The 21,883-nt window shown below is 44.5% G+C and carries 19 protein-coding genes; 6 read left to right on the forward strand and 13 right to left on the reverse strand.

Annotation, left to right across the window (positions count from 1 at the left end; translation table 11 throughout):
• Positions 1–244: 244 nt before the first annotated feature.
• From VJL_RS21370 to VJL_RS21380, 3 genes are read right to left on the reverse strand one after another with little or no spacing between them, the layout of a single operon-like run.
• Complete coding sequence (locus tag VJL_RS21370; protein WP_038881335.1) at positions 245–1,312, reverse strand: DUF4056 domain-containing protein; 1,068 nt, start codon at positions 1,310–1,312, stop codon at positions 245–247.
• A gap of 9 nt (positions 1,313–1,321) precedes the next feature.
• Complete coding sequence (locus VJL_RS21375) at positions 1,322–2,446, reverse strand: BamA/TamA family outer membrane protein (RefSeq protein ID WP_038881337.1); 1,125 nt, start codon at positions 2,444–2,446, stop codon at positions 1,322–1,324.
• 12 nt (positions 2,447–2,458) lie between these two features.
• On the reverse strand, positions 2,459–3,265 hold the full coding sequence (locus VJL_RS21380; protein ID WP_038868995.1) for a hypothetical protein: 807 nt from the start codon (positions 3,263–3,265) through the stop codon (positions 2,459–2,461).
• Positions 3,266–3,545: 280 nt separating this feature from the next.
• Here VJL_RS21380 and VJL_RS21385 point away from each other — a divergent pair, with 280 nt between their 5' ends.
• Positions 3,546–4,142, forward strand: a complete 597-nt coding sequence (locus tag VJL_RS21385; protein ID WP_038881339.1) for a TetR/AcrR family transcriptional regulator — start codon at positions 3,546–3,548, stop codon at positions 4,140–4,142.
• Positions 4,143–4,151: 9 nt separating this feature from the next.
• Here the strand turns inward: VJL_RS21385 and VJL_RS21390 are convergent, their stop codons facing one another.
• Both VJL_RS21390 and VJL_RS21395 read right to left on the reverse strand, forming a co-directional pair.
• Positions 4,152–5,423 carry a DUF1835 domain-containing protein gene (locus VJL_RS21390; protein ID WP_038881341.1) on the reverse strand — a complete coding sequence of 424 codons (1,272 nt, stop codon included), beginning with the start codon at positions 5,421–5,423 and terminating at the stop codon, positions 4,152–4,154.
• Positions 5,424–5,654: 231 nt separating this feature from the next.
• Positions 5,655–6,545, reverse strand: coding sequence for a LysR family transcriptional regulator (locus tag VJL_RS21395; RefSeq protein ID WP_038881343.1), 891 nt, complete (start codon positions 6,543–6,545; stop codon positions 5,655–5,657).
• Positions 6,546–6,654: 109 nt separating this feature from the next.
• Here VJL_RS21395 and VJL_RS21400 point away from each other — a divergent pair, with 109 nt between their 5' ends.
• Positions 6,655–6,963, forward strand: a complete 309-nt coding sequence (locus VJL_RS21400; RefSeq protein WP_038881345.1) for a monooxygenase — start codon at positions 6,655–6,657, stop codon at positions 6,961–6,963.
• 4 nt (positions 6,964–6,967) lie between these two features.
• Positions 6,968–7,342: a hypothetical protein gene (locus tag VJL_RS21405; protein WP_010450666.1), complete on the forward strand. Its 375-nt coding sequence runs from the start codon at positions 6,968–6,970 to the stop codon at positions 7,340–7,342.
• A gap of 48 nt (positions 7,343–7,390) precedes the next feature.
• Here the strand turns inward: VJL_RS21405 and VJL_RS21410 are convergent, their stop codons facing one another.
• The 5 genes from VJL_RS21410 to nfsA all read right to left on the reverse strand — a co-directional run bounded on the left by VJL_RS21410 (position 7,391) and on the right by nfsA (position 16,732).
• Positions 7,391–11,461 (reverse strand): hypothetical protein, encoded by a 4,071-nt coding sequence (locus VJL_RS21410; RefSeq protein WP_038881346.1) that lies wholly within the window; start codon positions 11,459–11,461, stop codon positions 7,391–7,393.
• Positions 11,462–11,634: 173 nt separating this feature from the next.
• Positions 11,635–13,785: a polysaccharide biosynthesis tyrosine autokinase gene (locus VJL_RS21415; protein WP_038881347.1), complete on the reverse strand. Its 2,151-nt coding sequence runs from the start codon at positions 13,783–13,785 to the stop codon at positions 11,635–11,637.
• A gap of 30 nt (positions 13,786–13,815) precedes the next feature.
• Complete coding sequence (locus VJL_RS21420) at positions 13,816–14,256, reverse strand: arsenate reductase/protein-tyrosine-phosphatase family protein (RefSeq protein ID WP_038881349.1); 441 nt, start codon at positions 14,254–14,256, stop codon at positions 13,816–13,818.
• A gap of 72 nt (positions 14,257–14,328) precedes the next feature.
• Complete coding sequence (locus tag VJL_RS21425; protein WP_038881369.1) at positions 14,329–15,450, reverse strand: polysaccharide export protein; 1,122 nt, start codon at positions 15,448–15,450, stop codon at positions 14,329–14,331.
• 559 nt (positions 15,451–16,009) lie between these two features.
• Entirely contained in the window at positions 16,010–16,732 is a 723-nt protein-coding gene (gene nfsA / locus VJL_RS21430) for an oxygen-insensitive NADPH nitroreductase (RefSeq protein WP_038881351.1), read from the reverse strand.
• A gap of 212 nt (positions 16,733–16,944) precedes the next feature.
• Here nfsA and VJL_RS21435 point away from each other — a divergent pair, with 212 nt between their 5' ends.
• Both VJL_RS21435 and VJL_RS21440 read left to right on the forward strand, forming a co-directional pair.
• Positions 16,945–17,586: a MarC family protein gene (locus tag VJL_RS21435; protein WP_005437917.1), complete on the forward strand. Its 642-nt coding sequence runs from the start codon at positions 16,945–16,947 to the stop codon at positions 17,584–17,586.
• A 182-nt stretch (positions 17,587–17,768) separates the two neighbouring features.
• The gene (locus VJL_RS21440; protein ID WP_005437919.1) at positions 17,769–18,641 is read left to right on the forward strand and encodes a patatin-like phospholipase family protein; all 873 of its coding nucleotides are present in this window, start codon (positions 17,769–17,771) and stop codon (positions 18,639–18,641) included.
• Between the two features lie 17 nt (positions 18,642–18,658).
• Here the strand turns inward: VJL_RS21440 and VJL_RS21445 are convergent, their stop codons facing one another.
• The 3 genes from VJL_RS21445 to VJL_RS21455 all read right to left on the reverse strand — a co-directional run bounded on the left by VJL_RS21445 (position 18,659) and on the right by VJL_RS21455 (position 21,452).
• Complete coding sequence (locus VJL_RS21445) at positions 18,659–19,348, reverse strand: flavin reductase family protein (RefSeq protein ID WP_038881353.1); 690 nt, start codon at positions 19,346–19,348, stop codon at positions 18,659–18,661.
• Between the two features lie 41 nt (positions 19,349–19,389).
• The gene (locus tag VJL_RS21450) at positions 19,390–19,890 is read right to left on the reverse strand and encodes a fasciclin domain-containing protein (protein WP_009706482.1); all 501 of its coding nucleotides are present in this window, start codon (positions 19,888–19,890) and stop codon (positions 19,390–19,392) included.
• Positions 19,891–19,970: 80 nt separating this feature from the next.
• Positions 19,971–21,452 carry an FAD-binding domain-containing protein gene (locus VJL_RS21455; protein ID WP_038881356.1) on the reverse strand — a complete coding sequence of 494 codons (1,482 nt, stop codon included), beginning with the start codon at positions 21,450–21,452 and terminating at the stop codon, positions 19,971–19,973.
• Positions 21,453–21,562: 110 nt separating this feature from the next.
• Here VJL_RS21455 and VJL_RS21460 point away from each other — a divergent pair, with 110 nt between their 5' ends.
• Positions 21,563–21,868 (forward strand): DUF6482 family protein, encoded by a 306-nt coding sequence (locus VJL_RS21460; protein ID WP_020195380.1) that lies wholly within the window; start codon positions 21,563–21,565, stop codon positions 21,866–21,868.
• Positions 21,869–21,883 lie beyond the last annotated feature (15 nt).

A 21,883-nucleotide genomic window follows, 5' to 3' on the forward strand; every position in this document is an offset into this window, starting at 1 on the left:
ATACGAAAGAATAATCGTCTGAATGGTTAATAGATGTGAAGTTAGTCACTCTAAAAAATAGAATTTTAACTAACCGGTAACGAATTGAATGGTTAAAAAGTTTTCAATTTAACAAATTTATCGAATATACAACCGATAGAAATGATTTCTTACATTCTCAGTTAGTAGAAAACAGTATGCATAAAAGTGAGGCTTTTGATGCTCAGTGCATAACTAAGCATCATTTATTCATCTTACTTCCAGGTTATTGCTTTAACGGTGGGCGAGTTTTTTCATCAACGCTTTGAGCGAAGTTCGACAATGCTTGGTAGTCGGCTGGAGACCAAGTGGAGCGTGACTTTAGCGCGCTAGGCAATGACGAAAATGCTTTTTCCTTGTCTTTTGCTATTAGTTCGACGCTCATCCACTGAGCGATGGGTTGTCGATCGGCAAAGTAAGCATCTAATGAAAGCTCATGGTTCGCACCGGAGTAATTGGGTGTTAATTGTAGCGCCATATGGTAGTCGCGGAATCTCACAACCCATTTATCTGGCAAGCGTTTTGAACTATCCCACCATACTCCGTCTAGTTGTTGAATCTTTGCTTTTGTCACGGATTTAGGTTGTGCTTGCAGATCCTTTAATGCTTGTTGGAAGGCGCTGTCCATGGCTTTTGAAAAACTTTTAGGTGTTAGGTCTGGGTTACTGAGCAGTACCTGTTTTGCTAGGTTTGCACCAAGCATATTCGAGTAAAGATCTTCAGAGGAAAACGCAGAGGCCAGTTCTTTAAAGCCACTCACCGACACCATGCCAAACCATTGAGCGATTTCATGCCATTGTGCGAGACGAAAAGCAGTCAGTGCTGCAGCTTGAGCGCTGCGTTCGATGTTTTCTTGCTCGCTGAGTTTGTTTTTATGCTCGTACCAACGAATACGTCGAACACGCAATTCTTCAGGCAGATCTAAGTGTGCTGCTCTGCCTAAATAGTGTCGATTTAACTGAAACAGATAGTAGGTGTAATCTGAGGTGTCCCGCACGTGTGCCGTATCAATAAAGCCGCCTAACTCGGTAAAAATCAGACCATTGGCTTCTTCATTTAATCCAAGCAGGCTGCCGGGTACAGACTCACTGCCGTCATTGTAGTGGTGAGTACCCACTTCGTTGCTAGACAATACATTTTCTAAGGAGAAGAAGGGTACTGGCACGCTTCCTAACTCAGCTTTGAGATCGACTCCGAATGCGCAACATGGCCTGACGCCCACGGGCGCTTTCAGTGCTTGTGCTTGGACGAACCCGCTACAAAGGCTAAGTAGTAATAGTGCTGCTTTCTTCAAACCATACTCCTAGAATGCTTCATTGATTTGGAAATAAAAACCGGTGCTGTCTTTACCTATACCAAGGTCGACACGGACATTAATGCGTGCTTTAAAGGCGAATCGATAGCCAACGCCGACGGTTGGTAGCCAGCTGCTGGCAAACAAATCGTGGTAGGTTGGCGCAATGTTACCTGCACCCAACCAACCAACCACACCGTGACGACCAGAAATGGTGTGGCGAATTTCTACTTGTGTCGAAAGCTGATGTTTGTCGCGATACTGCCCTTGGTAGTACCCGCGCATGCGTTGATCATCACCCAGTTGGGCGTAATCGAACCAAGGCGCGTCACCGAAAATAGATTGTGAATATACCTCCATCGCAACAATCGTCGTGTCAGACCATTGTTGGTAAAGGCGGTAGTTAGCAATAAGATTGTCGTAGTCTTCATCACTGCCCAGTGAATCTCTGTTCGCAACCCATTCGATATCGAGAAATTGCCCTTTCATGGGATTAGGTTCGAAATCGCGAGTATCGTATTCCATTCCGACTAATACGCCACTGCTGGTGGCGTCTGTGACTTCGGAAGGTAGGATGTCACCATCCACGCCATCAACTTTATTGAATGATTGCCATTGCCAGCCCAATTTCGCGTAGGTATTGGGTGCGACTTCTACTGCAATTTTGGGACTCAGTTGCAAGCGTTGTCCTTCGTACTGAACTTTGTTGCGATCATTCTCAGCTACTTGGCTGCCGATACCCCAATAGTATCCGGGAGTATGGCTGATCCACGCTTCACCAAGTAAGCGGACTTTGTCACTGTTTAGATAAGTGCGATTGTTCAAGCCCAAGCCATAAGAACCTGAGGTTGAACCGTAAGAAGTGACAGTGACGGTTGAATAAGGGTCGCCTTGTTGCCAGTCGTATGGTGTGTACAACCCAACGGCGGCTACGCCGATTCCGAAGCCTTGCTCTGGGTTGACGAATGGACCCGGTAATACACCCCAATCGATTAACTTCGATTCATCCACAGTTTCGCTCGAACCCAGCTTAGTTAGGATGTCATCCATCAAGCTGCTCTCATCTTGCTGCATAGCAAAAACATGTGGTGTGCAAAACAGTGCTGCAATTGCAAGGGAATAAGAAGCTTTCATCTTCTCTTTACCTTAGAAACGACGATCTATAGAGAAGAAGATGCTTTCACGATCACCAAAGCCGGCTTCACCTAAAAGGTACCAATCGTCATTGATTTGGTATTGCATGCCTGCGATGGTGTTCCATTCGGACTCCAAATGCTGTTTAACGTCGAAGCGACCAGAGAGGTTGATACCGGCTTGTTTCAACGTACCTGAAAGTTCTTGTTCTACGTTTTGGTACATCGCACCAACCCAAAGTCGAACTGGTACTCCATTTTTGTGGAAGTCGAAGCCAACACGAGGAGAGACGACGATCGCGTCAATTGCACCGTCGATCACATTGAGATTTGTTTGGGTGTAGCTTGCGTCAACAAGGGCAAATAGTTGGTCGTATCCGCCAGCAAGAACAAAACCACCACCGTAGGTGTACCCTTCGAGGTCTAGGCGGAATGGAAATTCACCAATTTTTTGGCCAAGGACACTGACTTTTACGTTGGTCTCTGAATAGCCATCCAGTGTACCCACCAACCCATACACATTTAGGAATGGAAGCAGCCAAACATCACCGCGCAACGTCACCACATCGCTGGCTTGTTTTCCTGCGCCAGCTTCCATGTTGAGCATTTTCTCTAAGCCATGCAGTCCGCTTAGAGCAATAGAATCGACATTGATGCCTTGTTCCATACTCATATAGCTTAGGTTTAAGCCAAAGGGTTTTGGTAAGTCATAGCCAAGTGCTTCTGCTTTATCTTTCCAGATTGGCAGTGAGATCGAGTCAGCATTCGCCACGCCAGTGAATAGACAGGAAGCGGCAACAAGCAAGGAGCGTAATTTCATAAGTAACTTCATTAAACGTGACGATCACAACAACACCAGGGGTCTTGTAATAAGGGCATCGACTCTGGAGTTTGCGTCACGGAAAAATCACAGCTTCATCAGAAGGACGAAGCGCCACAGCGTGAGTTAAGAGTGATTATTGTTTGGTATTTTCGTGGAATCTTAACGTCGGCGAGCGCATCTTACTCCTAAAATTAAGAAAGTAAACTTCAAAGTATACTTTTGATTGTTGTGCGCTATACTCTGCATCCACTTACATGAGGTTGGTGAATCTAGGACCATGAAACTTTCAGAAAAGAAACGCTTAGCGCTGATTGAAGCAGCTCAACAAGAGTTCATTGAACACGGTTATAGCAGTGCGAATATGGACAGAGTGTGTGAGCGAGCAGCAACATCAAAGCGAACCTTATATCGCCATTTTGAAAGTAAGGATGTGTTGTTTATTGAGTCGATCCAATCGGTGCTTGAAACACAAAGAGCGCGTTTGCAACTCACATACAGGCAAGATGTGGATATAGAATCTCAGCTTCGTGACTATTTGTATTCTAAGCTGGATTCTATGTACGAAGACTTTGGTTTGCCTTTGGCTAAAATGGTGATCAGTGAGTTTATGCGTACACCGGATTTAGCCGAAAACTACCTTCATCAACTTCAACGTCAAGATGAACTTCTCCAAGCTTGGTTTGCTGAGGCGATAGCAGACGGAAAATTCAAACCTCTTGATCCTGCAATGATGAGTAACATGCTGATGTGTTTGCTCAAGGGCAACTTTTTGTGGCCACAACTGGTGGCGAATCAAGCTGTACCAAATGAAGAACAGCGCAAGGAAACCGTTGAATCAATCCTGACGCTGTTTTTCAATGGTTATTGTTGTTAACTCTTATCTCTAATTTGTGGTTAAGCGACGCAATGTAGGCAGTTGCTCGTGATCCCATGTCCAGAAGTCTTGCCTTTGATTGCGGATGCCTCCAACCCAGTAACTTTGTGTGGCTCGGCATTTACCATTCAAGCATGCTTGACCTTGTTTACTTAAACTAACTTGATGTTCCCACCAGTTTTTCTCGAGTTCACTTATCGTAAACAGCGGTTCTTCGTATTGGGAGAGTGGTAATAGCAAAGCGTAAAACATCACATCACCCAAGGTTGGTAGTGGTTCCTTGGTGAGGTACTGCTGAAACCAATCTTTGACCGTAATTGGGACGCTGTGCTTAGCTAATGTTTCCAATGCCAATCTTTGCGTGAGGCTCAACCCTGAACTTGAATGAGGCAATTCTTGAAGGTGCCGTTTTAATACAGTTTTGATGTTTGGCAAGCAATCTAACTCGTGATGTTTGATTAAATTCAAAAGTGAATCCGGCGTGGGGGATGTTAACGCGTGCCAACACCGGGCGGTTTGACTTAATAGTCTTGCAGAGACAGGTTTTCGGTGTTGCCAGCAAGAGCGAATGGCTTCTGCGGGCAGTTGCCCAAACCCAATAAAGCGCTCGGTTCCCGGAAACTGATTGAATTCGATGATCTCAATGATTTTGCCTTCGGTTTCCTCTAGCAGAGAGAGCCCTCGAAGTAGCATGAATTGATCGTAGGCATCATGTTCAACCCAAAAAACGATACGTTCATACTGCACGTCGAGCAGGGTATGGATATTGTCTTGCTCAAACTGCGCTACCTCTTGCACCGAGTCTTTTCTCCCCATAACAGGCAGCAATCGGTCCACAACGTATTGTGCTCTTAGGGCAAGAAACGTGTTGTCATCATCGGGAATTGGACCAATACACAACGGATCAATCATGGGCAAGAAGTCACCTTCGAAACCGCATGTCTTTAGTTGCTGCTGAATGTCATGACCGCAGCGTACATGCAGCGTTGTCAACTCGGCATCGAGTGGCTTTTCTTGATTATCAATGGCACGTTTATGGAATTCGAGCTTTTCCACGTGCGCTTTTAACTTGCTCCAACTAGGTAAACCAAGCTCTCTTGCTAAGGCGTGTTGCACATCCGAAAGTTTGACTGATTCTGGCGTGAGCTTTTCTGGCTGAGTATGAAACTGCTTAACCAGCTTTAAGGTATCTTCATTATTTTGGCGGATCGCTTTCAAGCGTTTTTTTGCCACGGATTTTTGCTGGTTTAGATTAATTGAGAAGCTGTTGTGAGATTGCATTTTTCACCTTTCTTATTCTTCCACACTCGCCTTAACAGAAGCTATAAAGAAGGTAAAAACAAATTGTTCCTGCTAATGAGAGCAGGGAAGTTGAATTGCCATGAACTGAGTTCTTTCCGCGAGTGTTGGGCGCTTTAGGCTTGAGCACCCTGATATTAGGTGCTCAAGCTTTGTCATGCAATACGTTGCGAGAGAATGGTGTCACAAAATAAAAGATTGGAGTCAAGAGGGTTAAGCTCGGTATTCGGCGCTTTTTAGCAAAGCTTGGTATAGCGCAAGGGCAGCGGGGCCACTTTTCGCACCTTTAGGTAATGTAAGGTGCAAAGCCACTTGATACTGATTGGAGTGTTCTAATTCTAATACTTTGATTTTGTTGTTCTGACGATATTCGACCAGATGTTGAGGTAACCGACAAAACCCGACACTTTGTTCTACGGCTCTGAAAGCGTGGTCAAAATTATCGACAGTAATTCGCTGGCGCGCTCTCAGCCAACCCACATTTTGCTTCGCTTTATCAGAGTCTCCTAGATCACGCACTACAATCTGGCTGGTGGTCGCAAAGTCTGCCAGTGACACTTGTGGTTTTCGCGCAAGCGGATGATGTGCCGAAATCACTGGTACCATCGTGATCGTACCGAACGCTTCTGCTGGGTAGTTAGTAATGGGAAGGTTGATGATCGCGATGTCTGCTAATTCATTCACTACCATGTCTGTGGTTTTACTCAGAGAGGTTTCTACTACTTGAACTGAAGTTGTGTTGTTTTGTGTGAGAAATTCGCTAAGTGGAGTATAGAGCCAACTTGGATCGCACAGGTGATCGATAGCTACCGTAATTTGCGACTCTACACCGCTATTTAGTTGTTCACTGATCATTTCAAGTTCACGAGCCTGCTCAAGCATTGACTGCGCACGACGTAGCATCGTCTTGCCGTGTTCGGTTAACCCCGCCTTACGACCTTTTACTTCTATTAGCTTGATACCAAGCTGGTCTTCGAGTTTTTTCACCGAATAGATAAGCGTGGTATGGCTTTTATTGAGCGTTACTGCGGCTGACTGAATGCTTCCCGCCTGTTCAATTGCTTGTAGTGTTTGCCACTGCTCTAAGGTTGTTTTGAGTCTCATCGGTCAGTTTTTTCCACAGTTAATGGCAAAATTATGAACTTTTTTGTCAGTTTTATAAAGGCAATAATCTTTTCATCGAAAGCGAGTCAATAATAAGAGGAGACTCAAGATGGCGAAATTACTGCAAGTTGATTTTGAATTTCATGGCCCATTTGGTGAAGAGATGTCGAATGCTCTGATCGATTTAGCGAAATCAATTAACCAAGAGCCGGGCATGATTTGGAAAATCTGGACGGAAAGCGAAAAAGACAAACTCGGTGGTGGTATCTATCTTTTTGAAGATGAAGCCACGGCGCAAGCTTATCTCGAAATGCACACTGCTCGTTTGAAACAGATGGGTGTAGAAGAAGTAAGAGGCCAGATATTTGATATCAATACGCCGCTGAGCATCATCAACCAAGGCCCAATCGGAGAGTAACATTATGACTAACCGCACTTTTCTAACCGTTCATGGTGTCATATATACGGTATTTGCGTTTGCGCTGTTTTTTGTTCCGACCATGATGTGGCCGATGTATGGCGTACAAATTAACGACCAGTACGCGCTGTTTTTATCGCAGCACACGTCGATCTTTTTAGGTGGGATTGCTGCGGTCAGTTTGATGCTACGTGATGTGGAACCTAGTAACACAGCCAAGCAACTGTTCAAAGCGCTGTTGGTCACGAATCTATTAGGCGTGGTGATCACCACTTACGCAGGCATTACAGGTGTGTTTGTTGGCTTTGGTTGGAGTGACCCTGCTTTCTTCTTATTACTGAGTGCGCTCACTTTTATTCAATGGAAGAAACAATCGTAGAACAAACCATATCAAGAAAGCCCCGCGATGCGCGCGGGGCTTGCTTTTTTAATGAGGCATAAACTCGCCACCATCTTTCATTATCTTTTTCGCAATACGGTTCATGACACGGATGAAGACGCGCCGAGCCAAACCATATTTAACGTTCGTTACCGCGATACGACATAAGTTGTCTTTCTCATCAAAACCATAAAACACCTTCGCTCCACACTTATCGAGATAAATTGCAGCAACATTGTTGGCTTTTGTTTCATCTGGTTGAATGAGTGCTACGGGGGAGCTCTGTTTGACCGCATTTTTCCATAGCGATTTTTTTGATTGAGTCTCGGTTATGGTGTTTGTACTGCCAACGAAAAGCACTCGGCTTTTCACGCGCTGTTCCATAAAAGCGTAGGTTGGATTTGAAGCATAGAACCACTGTGTCGGCTCGGCAGGAGTGACGTGGATTTCAGCGATTTCCAATTGGTTGTCTTTTGTATGACAGTGAACGGGCATCGGCTTTTCTGGCAACTTACAACCAAAGATCATTCCGTACGGCTTCGTTTTCGCATCCACAAAATCGAGGAGCCCCTGATTAAGGCTGATCGAACCAATATGAGAGCTTTCAAATGGTGCTTTTTGTTGAGCTTCTTCCAGTAGCGCCATTTGCCTAGGGCTATCATCGACGACATGGAACACTTTGTCCGCAAGCAAGTCGCCATTTGGATGATAAATTCGATATCGATAGACGCCGGTAGAGTTAGAACTTTTTTCGCCTAGGTTCCAAGTCAAACAGTTGGAGTGATTCAGCTGAATCGAAGACTCATATTCATGTGAGTAACCTCCAATTGAAGCTCTGTATGGGTGATCGATGCGAACTGTTAGGGCGACTTCAGGTTCATAACCGTCCTTGTCGTCATCATCTTCTGGGAAATAGCCGATACGAAGTCCAAAACAACGTTGATCTTCCGCACGAACTAGGGTGGTTTGTTTTATTAATTCGCTTGGGTCATCATCTTCTGGAATATGGTAAATGCCCCAATCGAGCAACTCAAAAGGAGAAAGCGCAGCATGACGATATTTTCCAGCTTGTATATCGGCAACAAGCTGTTGGACTTTCAACGATGGGTGCTGCGCATATTCACTGATGAGTGTTGTGAACTCTGGGAGGTTAGCGACCAACTCAATCAGCTTAAGTAGTTGGCTTATCTCCAACTGATCTGTATAGCGCTTTAGATCGGTTTGTTTGGCAAACCAAGGCATCGCATTGACCCAATGCTGCTTAATTGCATACTTGAGTAAGACGATCAGTTGCGCATCACGTTCATACAGTTGTTGAAATAATTCAGGTAGAGAAAGCTCTCGTTCATTCTCAAGCTGCTTCAACCCAAGACTTGGTTTGATTGCAAGTAGGTTCAACAGATTATCTTGTATATGTGGTGAGGCTTTCCAATACAGTTCATCAATACCAGGAATACCGTAACTGGTATCAAAATCACTGATGAAGTTAGTTTTTAGTGTATCCAGTAATTTTTGTAACTGCTCTGAGTTTAGCGATGTCGTTTGGGCGATCTGAGCAGTGATCCACTCTACTGTCTCGGATTGCTCTGTGGTGATGGTGTAACCATTAGGGTTACGACGTCCCATTTGTTCACTTACGGTGTAGCGAAGAGAGTCTAAGAGCGCTTCATCATAGTAACTGGTTTTGATATTTGGTCTTCGTTGCTCCAGCAGCTCGAAGAAGCGCAGCTCAGCATCCGGACGGAGTTGTTTTAGTGCTGATCGAACGCATTGTTTGCTTTGTTCTGTTTGTTGCTGCGCTTCGAACTGATCGAAATACATGTCCATCAAACTGATTTCATCATCGTCCCTACGATCGATTTGAGACAATAGTAATTCCAAGCGCCCAGTCAGTTTATCGATCTCTGAATGGTATTCTAAGTCATCGACAAATGAGTGTGATTGATCGCTTAACTCTCCATAACGATCGCAATAAAAATAAGACAGCATGCGAGTGACTTTCGCCGGAGCTGATGTCAACCAGAGTAAAAGTAAGCGATGGCAATAGATTTGCTCAGGAGTATTTTGTAGTGAGCCCCAAACATGAGCGGCGACTAATAGCTTTTGGGCTTTGTCGTCAAAGTCACGCAGAAACTCATAGTAAGGCTGATTTTTGTTGATTTGTCTGCTGTCACTGAGCTGTTCGATATTTCCTTTAAAAGATTTTAGCGTGACATCGAAATCATCGCTTTCATTGCTTAGAAATGCATCGACGATCTTCCAATCTTGTTTTGCTTGGGACTCCTCTTCCTCTGTGAGAGGAACGTATCGCCAACGTTTCTCGGCAGTCTCAATACAATGGAATCGACTGTTTTCACTCAAGGTGAGAAGAAGCTCTGACTTTAGGCTTGAGGCAAGTTTGTCCTCAAATGCTTCTGTCGCCCTGTCGTTGATACCGTGCTTTTTATCGTGGTAAAGCATGCCAGCACAGAAGGCCAGTTGACTGGCTAAGCTAAACTCGTCATCAAACGCGTCAGCCAATTGTTCGAGAAGATCAGTTGCCTCTTCACGATGTTTGTTCAATAACTCATGGGCAAGCTGGGTCTCTTTCTGGCGAATATTGTCTCGGTATGCACCACATTCTTTGACATAGTTTAGAAACTGCGCCTTCCAATCACCGTTATAGCGTTGGGTGAAATCCTCATCACTTATGAGCTCAAAGTCGTGGACAAGCCCATGAGCCACATCGGCATGAAAAGACGCTTTGTTGTTCCAACAATGTAATACGTCAAACAAGCGTAAGATCTTTTGATTGTTTTCCGCTATCGCTGCGTCATCCAAGTCTTCATTGTGCCAATCGTGTAGGATGTCACCGGCAATGGTCATCATCTCTTCGTGATAAGAGTCATAGCGGCCGAGGTAATATTCGAATTTCTCGGAGATATCGAAGTTACCTTTTCTCGCAGCGATTTGAATGTTACACGGTTCAATCACATCTAGGACTTGTGCATCTTCCCCACTCTCGATGTAATGCCAAATTGTTTTCCCTTCATTAAAACCTTCGGTAATGAATGACTTCCATTGCGCAATACCAGTGCCTCGATAGTAGTAGTGATCACGGTAGTAGTCGTCTTCATTTTCGATGACTTTGGGTGGAACAATTGGACGACCCAGATATGCTTCGATCTCACTGGTAAGTGCCATCGCTGCTTGTTCTGCTGATGAGTCAATAAAGTTGCTCATCATCACCGCGTGGTAATCTACTTCATGATCATCGATATCAATGCCATGAATGGGCGACATGATGGAATAGATGAATCGGTCTACTGGGCGTTCAACATAGTAGCGAGAGTCATCTGTATATTGTAGGTAGCCTTGTTCAGCAAAGCGTTGCTTCATTAAAGATCGAAATACCTCGAACTCGTGTGGCTTTTCACGGAAGATCTTAAGTAATCCAGTGACCTGGCTACGAGTCGTTAGGTCGCTTGCACTCTCATGTTTAGAATCATCAAACATGTATCCTCGAGCAGCACTGTTATCACAGTAGCAAAATGCTTTCAGTGTATCGTGGGTATAACCCAAATGGTTTGTCAGAACTCCCAATGCAAACTCACCGTGGGGAGCGTGTTCACTGTCCCAATATGGGATGGTGTAACCGCCAAGATAAAAAGCCAAGCGAGGGAAGGTGAGCCCTACAATCAAAAGTGGTAACAACCCAAATACTTGCTCTTCAGATACCCACATCTCACTAGAGTCATTAAATTGTCTAGCGAGGTGGCAAATCAATTTAGCCGTTTCCTCTAATTCAGACTCTAGTGCTTGATGTTGACATGCTCGAAGAAAAAACGCGCCTTCACTGGTTAAATAGGTGCTGTTTAATAACTGAGTTGGTTGAATATCACTTATGTACGAGTAGCCAACGTAAGCAAACACTTTTTGAGCAATTTTATTTTCAACCAATGAACCAATTTGATCGTCACTCCCGCTATTTACTTGGAAGCGAACATGACAATGATAGTTATCAAAGGCATTTTCTTGCAGGAGGGCTTCTCGATAGTGTCTTAGGGCTTGGCGTAAAGATTCGAGAGATTGAGGGTCGTATTCCACGACCAGAGATTGGGTATCTAAAGCAACTGACATAATACTTGCACTACAACTGTTTACATAAGAGTTGTGAGAATAAGTAGAGCTGATATTTATGTCACTGAAAAGATGGAGATATTTATAAAGAGGACAGCTTTGATTGCTCAGATTGTGATAACCATTGAAAAAAGCCCCGCAATAGCAGCAGGGCAGGTTCTTACTTGGTTGGATCACTCGCTCTTGTAGGTGTAATTGTAATACCCATAACCGTATGAGCTTGCGGCTTTTTTCTCAATGGCGTTAAGGATTACACCTTTAACTTCTACGCCAGATTGTTCAAATCGACTACGAGCGACTTCAAGTTCTTTTGATGTCGTTTGGTCAAATCGTGCAACCATCAGAGTGGTGCCTGCAATCGCACCAACGATACTTGGGTCAGTCACTGCTAATACTGGCGGTGTATCGATGATAACTAGGTCATACTCTTGCGACGCTTTTTCTACAAACTCAACAAATCGTGGGTGCATCAAAAGCTCAGAAGGGTTTGGTGGTACTTGACCACGAGTAATAACGTCCAAGTTCTCAACTTTAGTCTGTTTGATCACAGTCTCTTGACCAATCTTGCCGCTTAAGAAATCAGAAAGACCGTTATCAGCCGTCAGACCAAAACATTGCTGCAAGTAACCTTTACGCATGTCCGCATCGACCAGCAGAACTTTTTGACCTGTCTTAGCTGCTACTGCTGCAAAGTTTGTCGATACGAATGTTTTACCAATTGAAGGCGCAGGACCCGAGATCATCAGTACGTTGTTTTTCGCTTCCATCATCGCAAAATGAAGGCTAGTACGAAGTCCACGTAATGCTTCAATCGAAAGATCTGCTGGGTTTTCTTCTGCTAGTAACAGTAGGTCCTTGTTACCCTTGCGCTTAAGCTTGTTAGCGACTTCCAGTTGTTGTACGGACTTAGGAACGCTGGCATAAACAGAGATACCTGTTTGTTCTATCTCATCTGGAGAGGTTACACCACGGTGGAAAGCTGTTCTCACAAGGACAAAAGCAACGGCCACCATTCCGCCTAATAGTGTTGCTAAAACAACAATAAGAGGTTTTTTAGGCTTCACTGGAATAGCGTAAGACTGTGCACTATCAATAATACGTACGTTACCAACGGTACCCGCTTTAATAATGTTCAGCTCTTGAACTTTGTTTAGAAGCTGGATGTAGATCTGTTGGTTCACTTCGACATCACGTGTCATACGTAGGACTTCACGCTGCGTTTTTGGTAGTTTTTGAACTTGTCGGTTCAAACGAGCTTTTTCTTGCAGTAACGTCTGGCGCTTATCCAGTAGCGATTTGTATGCTGGGTGATCCTGAGTGAACTTCTGGCTGATTTCACTTTCTTTGAATGTCAGCTCGTTCAGTTGCGCTTCAAGTGCGACCATCACTTTGAGTGTTGATTGTGCTTCAAGGTTTAAGTCGATCGATTCGTTTTCTTGTCTAAAGCGATTCAGTACATCTTCTGAGCCATTCAGCTTATCTTTGATTTCAGGTAAGTGATCTTTGAGGAAGTTTAAACTTTGTTCGGCTTCTGCTGAGTTTCTTCTCACATTCTGCAGGAAATAGTTTTGAACAACATCGTTCAAGATTTGTTGGTTACGCTCAGGGTATTCCCCTTCAATACTCAACGAGACAATACCAGTCTTAGCGCCTCGCTCAGAAATTGATAGTTGTGAAGCGAGCCTGTTGATCGCGTCAAGCTTGCTAATTTTACTGATTGAAAAACTGTCTTCGTTTTGTGCAACCAACTCACGAACTTTGATGTGGTAGCCATTCATTTCAATCGTCTGACCAACGATACCAGATAGTACGACTTGATCTTCAATCATAAGATCAAAGGTCCCCTTTTCTGCATCTGTCACCAGTAACTCATGTTTTAAAGTTCGTGCGGTACGCGGAATCTCGAAAGTAGAGACAGAAATGTAATCTTGAGTGCCATTGATGCGAGCCAGACCTTTACCAATGAACGCTAGGTAGTTTGGGGTGGTTATGGTCGTTAAATTAAACTTATCGACGGTATCGCCAAGGATCATGCGAGATTTAATGATTTCAATCTCTGTAGTTGCTGAGGATTCGGCAGCGAAAAGATCCCCCATGTCGCCAACCATCGCAGATATGCCGCCAGAGCTTTTTTGTTCGATCTGAATCAACGCATCAGCTTTGTAGATTGGTGTAGATAGCAATGCAACAGCAATGCCTAATGTTGCAAAGAGAAGCGTAATACCAATGATGAACCATTTAGCATCGATTAATATGCCAAACAGTTTGCCTAAATCGATTTCATCATCAGTTGGTGCAGATGAACTTATAGTTTGGTTAGCCATTGTTTTTTTATTTCGCCAAGTAATCTGAAGTTATAGTTTTTTTACCCAAGCATGGGCGGATTGTTCAATTAGAGAAAACGCATGATCAAAGGCCTCTCTGCTTTGTCTGAACGGATCAGGAATGCTGGCTGCGTTCATCCAATGTCCAAATAACATAGTTTTGCCTCTGGCTTCTGGAACGATCTTAGTCAGCGCATCAATATGACCTTGCTCCATCACTAAGATTAGATCTTGCTTCGCACACAGCTGCGCAGTCAGTTGTTGCGCTTGGTGATTCTCGAGTGAAAACCCTTTTTCTGAGGCAATCAGCGTTGCGGTCTCATCCGCTGGTTTCCCAGTTAGGCGGCTTTTCTCAACGGCAATACCTGCTGAAGAAATGGTTTTATTCGGAAGAAGCTGTTGAAGCACTCGTTCTCCTGTCGGAGAGCGACAAATGTTACCTACACACACAACAAGAATGTTTGAAAACATGATTTATTCCTTATCAATAACTTTCCGACAGGGCTTGCCTGTTCTAGACAAGCCCTGTCAATAATGCTTGAGCTACGGCCAATTTCTTACACGAAGCACACCTTCTGTAAGCTCATTGAAGCCTGAAATCGTTGGTACTAGTTGTGCTATAACACGATTCCAACGACTGACTGGTGCCGCAGTGACATACACGATGTCATAAGGCTTTAGGTCAAATTCAGTACCAATTACTAACGCGGCTGCGTCAGATATATCGAGTTGGTAAATATCGCCTAATGCTTGATTGTCTTGTGCTTTTCTAATAACGAACACACCAGTCGCATCTGCAGAAAGTTGATTGATACCACCAACATTGCTTAGAGCTTCGGTCAAGCTCATACCTGCGCGATCCATTTTCAATAGCTTGGGATCGTTAACTTCCCCCATGACGAACACTTTTTGAGTGTCATTTCTTGGTACATGCACGATGTCGCCAGGTTGAAGTAATCGGTTTTCAGTAAGGTCTCCTTCTTGCATTAATGCATAGAGAGAAATGTTCTCGACTTTGCCTTGTCGTGTGAGTGTGACGTTACGCCAGTCTGCGTCTTGACCTAAGCCACCAGAACGATTCACGGCATCTAGCAGAGTCAAAGGGATGTTGGTGATCGCTTGTTGCCCTGGCTTATTAACTTCACCGGTTATATAAGATTTCTTGGAACGGAATGCGGCAACACTGACATCTACTTGAGGGCTTTCGATGTATTTCGCCAATTTTTTGGAGATGTCTTTTCGAATTTGTCGGACGTTTTTACCCGCGACTTTTACAATACCTATGTATGGGTAAAAGATGGTGCCGTCTGCATGTACCCAGTTACCTGCTTCTGCAGAGCTGCGATAAGAACCAGCAGGAATAGTAAGCTCAGGGTGATCCCAAATAGTGATATTCAGAATATCGCCAGGACCGACTTCATACTCGTAAGCCGCGAGTTGATGGTCAAGCGTTGGGTTCGCTTTGGTTTCGACATCCGAGTTTTTTAACTGCGAGACTTTATCAAGAGTCAGTTGAAATATATTGAAATCTGCAGCTGTGTTGGTGCTGCCGTCCTCAACGATACGCTTACCACTCGTGGATAAGTGACTGCCCGGTACTGTACATCCGGTAAGAAGTACAGAGGAAAGGAGTAAACTGCCTAGCTTTTTATAATTGGAGTTCATGCTTTTATTCATCTGACGTATAGAGTTAGTTGCTAACAGCAACATTATATTTCCAGAAAACAACAACACGTTATATGGCACGATAATTAATTGTAATTTATAGAATGCTCAATAGGAAACGGGTTGCATCCGGCGAGCGCACTCTAAAGAATTTCGTTTGTCGGGGCAATAGACGATAAATTGATAAAATGCTAGTGATATATAGCTATTTTTTATATTTATGGGGTCTGAGTGGGGATTATTTGATGAAGAGCTTTATTAATTGGCTCTAATTTTTGGTATTGGCTCACAAATTGCGTATTTTTCGTAAAATTCAATTAGTTATAAATGCGGTATATCTAAAGATAAAATTTATTTATTTTGTTGTGTATTGTGATTTAGATCTTATTTTTTCTTCTCAGTCAATATGGATTTGTTATGGCTTTGACAAAAATAAAACCGAAGATGGTCAGACTTTGATGCTGATGCCATGTGTGGAAATTGCATGAATGGTTTCTTGTGAAATAGACCTCATCCGAGGCCTTTTTTGATCTATCGGTTAATTAAACGAACTTTTTCATTATCGCTTAGCCAATCCCTTACTATTTAGATAAGGCAAGATGTGCGGGCGAGACTCTCCAGACAGCTTTCCGGCTGTTTCTTGTGACCATGCGCTCTGCTTTTGATTGCTTGTGCGGCTCGCGTAGTAATCTTGCATGGTTTGATCGTAAGCTTGTACATCGTCTACGTTCAGCGTTTGGTATTGGTTTTCGTGGACAATAACGTTAACGGGCAAGCGTGGTTTTACTTCTGGGTTTTGAGCAGGGTGGCCCAAACACATACCAAACAGGATAGCGGCGTTGTTAGGTAAACCGAGTAGCTCATCGACTTGCGCAGCACTATTTCTTAAGCCACCAATGTATACGCCACCTAACCCCATAGACTCCGCAGCTAACAAACAGTTTTGCGCCATGATGCCGGAATCCACAGCACCAATTAGGGTCAGTTCAGTAAAGTCAGCTTGAACGTCAGGATTGATGGTTGTGTGACGCTGGTAATCAATGCAAAACACCAAAAATTCTGCAGCACTTTCAACGTAAGCCTGATTGCCAGCGTATTGTGCTAGCAGTTTGCGCTTTTCTGCGTCTGTTACTCGAATGATAGAGACCACTTGCAGCATGCTAGAAGAAGAGGCGGCTAATCCGGATTGGAGAATCGTTTGTAGTTGTTCACTTGCAATAGGCTCAGAGGTGAACTTACGAATAGAGCGATGACCGAGAATGGTTTCAATCGTACTGTTCATGATCAATCAACTTCCTTAGTTTGTTCTTAGTATTGGCTGAATCTTCACCATAACGCTATTTATATTGAGCGTAAACCAGGATGCGCTTCAAACTGTGGCGACGAGCAAAAGGTGAGGCGCTTAGAAAGTGCAGTGAACATAAAGTGACGTTATTTGTAAAGTTGGGTATATAATGATTTTTAATAATCAATAACTTACCAAATGTAGAAAACATGAAAGAACTGATACTTCATACTGTCACTGTATTCATGGGCTTTTTTGCCATCATGAACCCAATCGCCAATATACCTATCTTCTTAAGCTTGACCGCGGATGAAGACAAGCAAACCGTGCGCTCAATTGCGTTTCGTTCTGTATTTATCGCCTTTGTTATCGTTGCAGTGTTCGCTATTGCTGGCAAAGTCATCTTCGACCTATTTGGTATTACCCTTTACGCACTGCGCATTACTGGCGGTATCTTAGTATTCCTCATTGGCTTCCACATGTTGCAAGGGGAATCGACACACAAGAAGACCAAGGAGAAGGCTTATTCACCGGAGCAAGAACAAGCCGCGTTGAGCATTGCCGTTTCACCATTAGCAATGCCGATATTGGCGGGGCCAGGAACACTTGCGACGGCGATGAACTTTGCAACAACGGGTGGAATCACCGAAACCATCATTACCATTGCTTCATTCGCAGTCCTTTGCGTGATGACTTATGTCCTGTTTTTGTTTGGTGACAAGTTAGTGAAAGCTGTTGGTCCAAGCGCACTGAATGTGATCACCAAAATGATGGGATTGATCCTTGCGGTGATTGGCACACAGATGTTTATTGAAGGTGCTGCCGAAGCGTATAAAACCGTCTTTGCGTAATCTCTGATTGAACGACTAAAAATCCACATCAACGCTTTGGTTGATGTGGATTTTTTGATCCTAAGTTTCCACTTAAAATGCAAGAAACACATAGACTTCGCCTATCTCAATAATAAGAATAACCGATTGTTGCTGTAGCACGAATTTCAGTAATCTTTTTAACGTCTTTATTGGGGGGAAACATGGCAACAAAAGCAATCGTAGTCGAAGGTGGCGCAATGCGTGGCGTCTTTGCTAGCGGCGTATTAGATGCATTCTTAGAGCAAGACTACAAACCATTTGATTTTGCGATTGGCGTATCAGCCGGGGCTTCAAACTTGATCGGTTATCTAACTGATTACCCGCACCGTAGCATCAACGTCATCACTAAATTAGCAACCAGCAAACGCTTTTTCGATCCTACCCGCTTTTTGAAAGGTGGGGATTTGATCGACGTGAAATGGTTGTTTGAAGAGTCAAATCGTTTGTACCCAGTCGATGAAGCGAAATTGTTTGAAGGCATTCCTTTCTTAGCGGCAACGACGAACATCAATACAGGTAAAGCGGATTACTACCGAGTGAATCGTCATAACTTCCACAATGCGATGGAAGCAACAACCGCTCTGCCTATTGCTTACAAACATACTCCGTGTTTCTCCGGCGGTTGTTATACCGATGGTGGTGTGGCTGATTCCATTCCTGTACGAGAAGCTTACCGTCGTGGTGCTCGTGATATCACGGTTGTTCTTTCACATCCTTTGGCTTATGAGAAAAAGCCAGTGAAGACGCCTTGGTTAATGAAGAAGTTGTTCGCTGAACATCCTCAAATGGCAGAGGCGATGCTTCATCGCTCAGAGAACTACAATGAGTCGCTTGAGTTTATTCGCAATCCTCCCAAAGGAACGCGTGTTCGCGTGGTTGCTCCGCCAGATGAATTCAACGTTCAGCGATTGTCTATGCGTCAATCTGTCTTGCTCGAAGGCTATGAAATGGGGTTGGAAGCAGGACGCGCTCACCTTACCAACCGAGCAGGTGAACACGGCTTAGACAGAGAAAACTGCCATTTTTGTATTTAATTCTTGAGTATGAGGAGTTAGTCCAAATCGACTTCAAGCGCTCCCCAAGAGGACGGTTCTCCCTCTCTTGTTAAGGGGAACAGACGAGAGTCAGGTTTGGCATAACTTAACCGATGTAGACGCTGAGTCACGTGGTAGCTGTCGAGCCCCGAAATGGTCACCAAGTCGAGCAGTTCCAAATCGAGATAACCGTCTGGCATGATCGCTCTTTCCGGTGCGTGCACCATTAACACTTCACCGATCAGCATCTCTGTTTGATTGCTCTCAATCTTGATGTGCTCTCTCAAAGCTAGGCCCATCTTGAGGTTACTTTCAAGGACAAAAGGCGCAGGAAACGCATCATCGTAATAAGGTGTCAGGCCTACGGCTTCAAACTCTGAGATATGCTTTGGGTAGCGCGCGGAGGTTTGATGGGCTTTTTGCACAAAGTCGACGCCGATAGCGTTGATGGTGAAATGCTTGGTATCGAGGATGTTTTCTAGCGTGTGACGGCGACTTTTGCGTGGACGAACGATAAAGCCAAAGAGAGGTGGATGCGAGCCCAAATGAACCACCGAGCTCACCACAGCAAGGTTCTCTTGCCCCTGCCTGTCCCTTGTGCCGATGAGGTTAGCGCTTTTGTATCCCGCTAGAGAGTTAATTAATCGGGTGCGTTGGCGTTGCTCCATCGCTTGAATGTCGTGCTTCGAGAGTTTGATGTTTTCCATATCCTTGAAAGGGGCGGGTGAGCCCGCCCTCCTTGTTGATTTTATTTCGGCATGATGACTTCATCAATTACGTGAATCACGCCGTTCTTTGCTTTAACGTCGGTAGCAATCACGGTAGCGTTGTTGATCATCACTTTATCGCCCATGGTTTTGATCATCACGTCTTGTCCTTGGACTGTCGTCGCTTTGTCCATTTTCACTACGTCTGCGGCCATTACTTTGCCCGGAACCACATGGTAGGTAAGAATCGCGACCAGCTTGTCTTTATTATCTGGCATCAGCAACATATCAACCGTACCATCTGGAAGCTTAGCAAATGCTTCGTCAGTCGGTGCAAACACCGTGAATGGGCCTTCACCTTTCAGTGTATCCACTAAGCCTGCGGCTTTGACTGCTGCCACCAAGGTGTTGAAAGAGCCATTTGCAACAGCCACATCAACGATGTCTTCTTTCATCATTCCGTGTTCGTGGGCTTTTGCTGGCAGTAAAAATGAAAAGGTGGCAAACAAAACCGTGGTCGTAACCAAAATACGTTTCAACATTGTGCATTCCTTTAGTTGTTTGGGGACCGCTCTCTCCCTGATAAAAGTCCCTGTTTGTACGCGCGCTTCTTTCTAGACGATCAACTGGCTTTCTTTTTGTTCGAAGGCCGAACGTGTTGTGCCAAAATTCTCGCGCCCTCTACTTTCACTTCTGTGCGTTTGCGCCATGCCCACAATCGCTCTCTTGCTGCTTTTGCGCTTGCCTCTACATTTACGACGGGCGCGAGATATCGGGAATCGGGATCCAGTTGGTACATGACGGTTTCCATTGCGGTCATTTTCCATGGTTCAAACAACAAGGGCGTGGGAACCATTGCAAGTTCTGGAATCCATTTATGAATGAACTCACCGTCAGCATCGTGCTCTTGTGCTTGTTTTGTCGGATTGTAGATGCGAATCGTATTGGTGCCAGTCACACTTGCTTGCATCTGAAATTGTGGGTAATGGATTCCCGGTTCAAAGTCGAGGAACAACTGAGCTAAGTGGGTCACGCCATCGCGCCAATCCATGTTCATATGATGCGTTAAAAAGCTCACTAACATCGCACGCATGCGAAAGTTGATGTATCCGGTGTGATGAAGACAACGCATACACGCATCGATGAGCGGTATCCCGGTTGTGCCTGACTTCCAAGCGTCCAAGAGTGCCTCATCTCTTACGCTTGCTTGCTGTAATAAAGGTTCATAAGCTCTATTGACACAACGAAACTCCATTTCGCATTCGGATTCAAACTTCTGCATAAAGTGAAAATGCCAATGCAACCTCGAAGACAGAGCTATTAAGCTGCGACGAAACCCAGTCACTTGCCAATGTTGCAACAGGTATTGGTACACTTCTCGAAGCGATATATTGCCCCATGCGAGATAGGGAGAGAGGCGAGTGCATGCGGTTCGAGATGCTGTCGGGCTAGAAATACTTCGATAATAATCGCGTCCTCGGCGTTGAAAAAAGTCTTCCATGGTTTGCCAAGCGAGCGAACCTCCGCCCGTTTGCATGCCTTTTATTTTTTCTAACCAAGAAGGTGGGGGCGTAAACGAAAAACCAAGTGCGTCAACATCGAGGGTAACAAGAGAAGCACTTTCAAGGTCGATAGCTTTAATCTCAGCTCGCATAACCGTATCCCAATGCTTATCCCAGCCGAGTCGGTCTTTTGCTCCTCGAATGACTGCGCCATGTTCAAATTCGCGCCACGGAATCCCTTGTGCTTGAAGCCATGCTGATACTTGTTTATCTCGTTCAAACGTACAATGCAGTCCGATTTCTTGATGGGAGAAAATAGCATTGATGTTGAACTGGTTTTGAATCGCGCTGAGGCAATCTATTACGCTACCCGACATTACGGATACTCGATGACCAAGAGCCGAGAGTGTTTCGTCCATGTCTTGGAGCGATTGCCATATAAAACGCCAGTGACGAGCAGAGTAATGTGGGTCATCCAGTAACACGGGTTCGACAATGTAAAGCAGCACAGTTGGATGTTCTGAAGATAAAGCGTGTTGTAAAGGCGTATGATCGGTTAGGCGTAAATCGCGTTTTAGCCACACTAAGTTGATTGTTTGCATTGTGCCCCTCGCTTGTTTTTTCGATTTCTACGTATTTGCGGGGCATATTTCTCACTCAGTGATCGATTTTATTGATGTTGACGTAGAGGCACGGAGCAAGGAGGTGCTTTATGTCTATGCCACTCAGTAAATTGGAAAAATTCTTCTATATCGACAAGCTTGTTATCCACTCTCTCGATCTCGCTCTGTATCAAGTATCCGTCTTAGTCGATGGAGAGGAACACTTTGTTACCGACGATAAAGGCAAATTTTTAAGAGCGCATTCGATACTGGAGTTGCAAAAGCAATGTCGTCACTTGAAAGCGAAAAAGCAGGTGCTTCGCCAACAAAGTGCCTATGACGAAATGGTTGGGCAGTCATCCAAAGATGGTACTAATGAATTAGAAGTGCCTCTGCGTGATAACCAGCTTTACTGACTGAGAAATAACCAA

Origin of the sequence: Vibrio jasicida CAIM 1864 = LMG 25398, from assembly GCF_000400365.1 — a bacterium.
Classification (GTDB): domain Bacteria; phylum Pseudomonadota; class Gammaproteobacteria; order Enterobacterales; family Vibrionaceae; genus Vibrio; species Vibrio jasicida.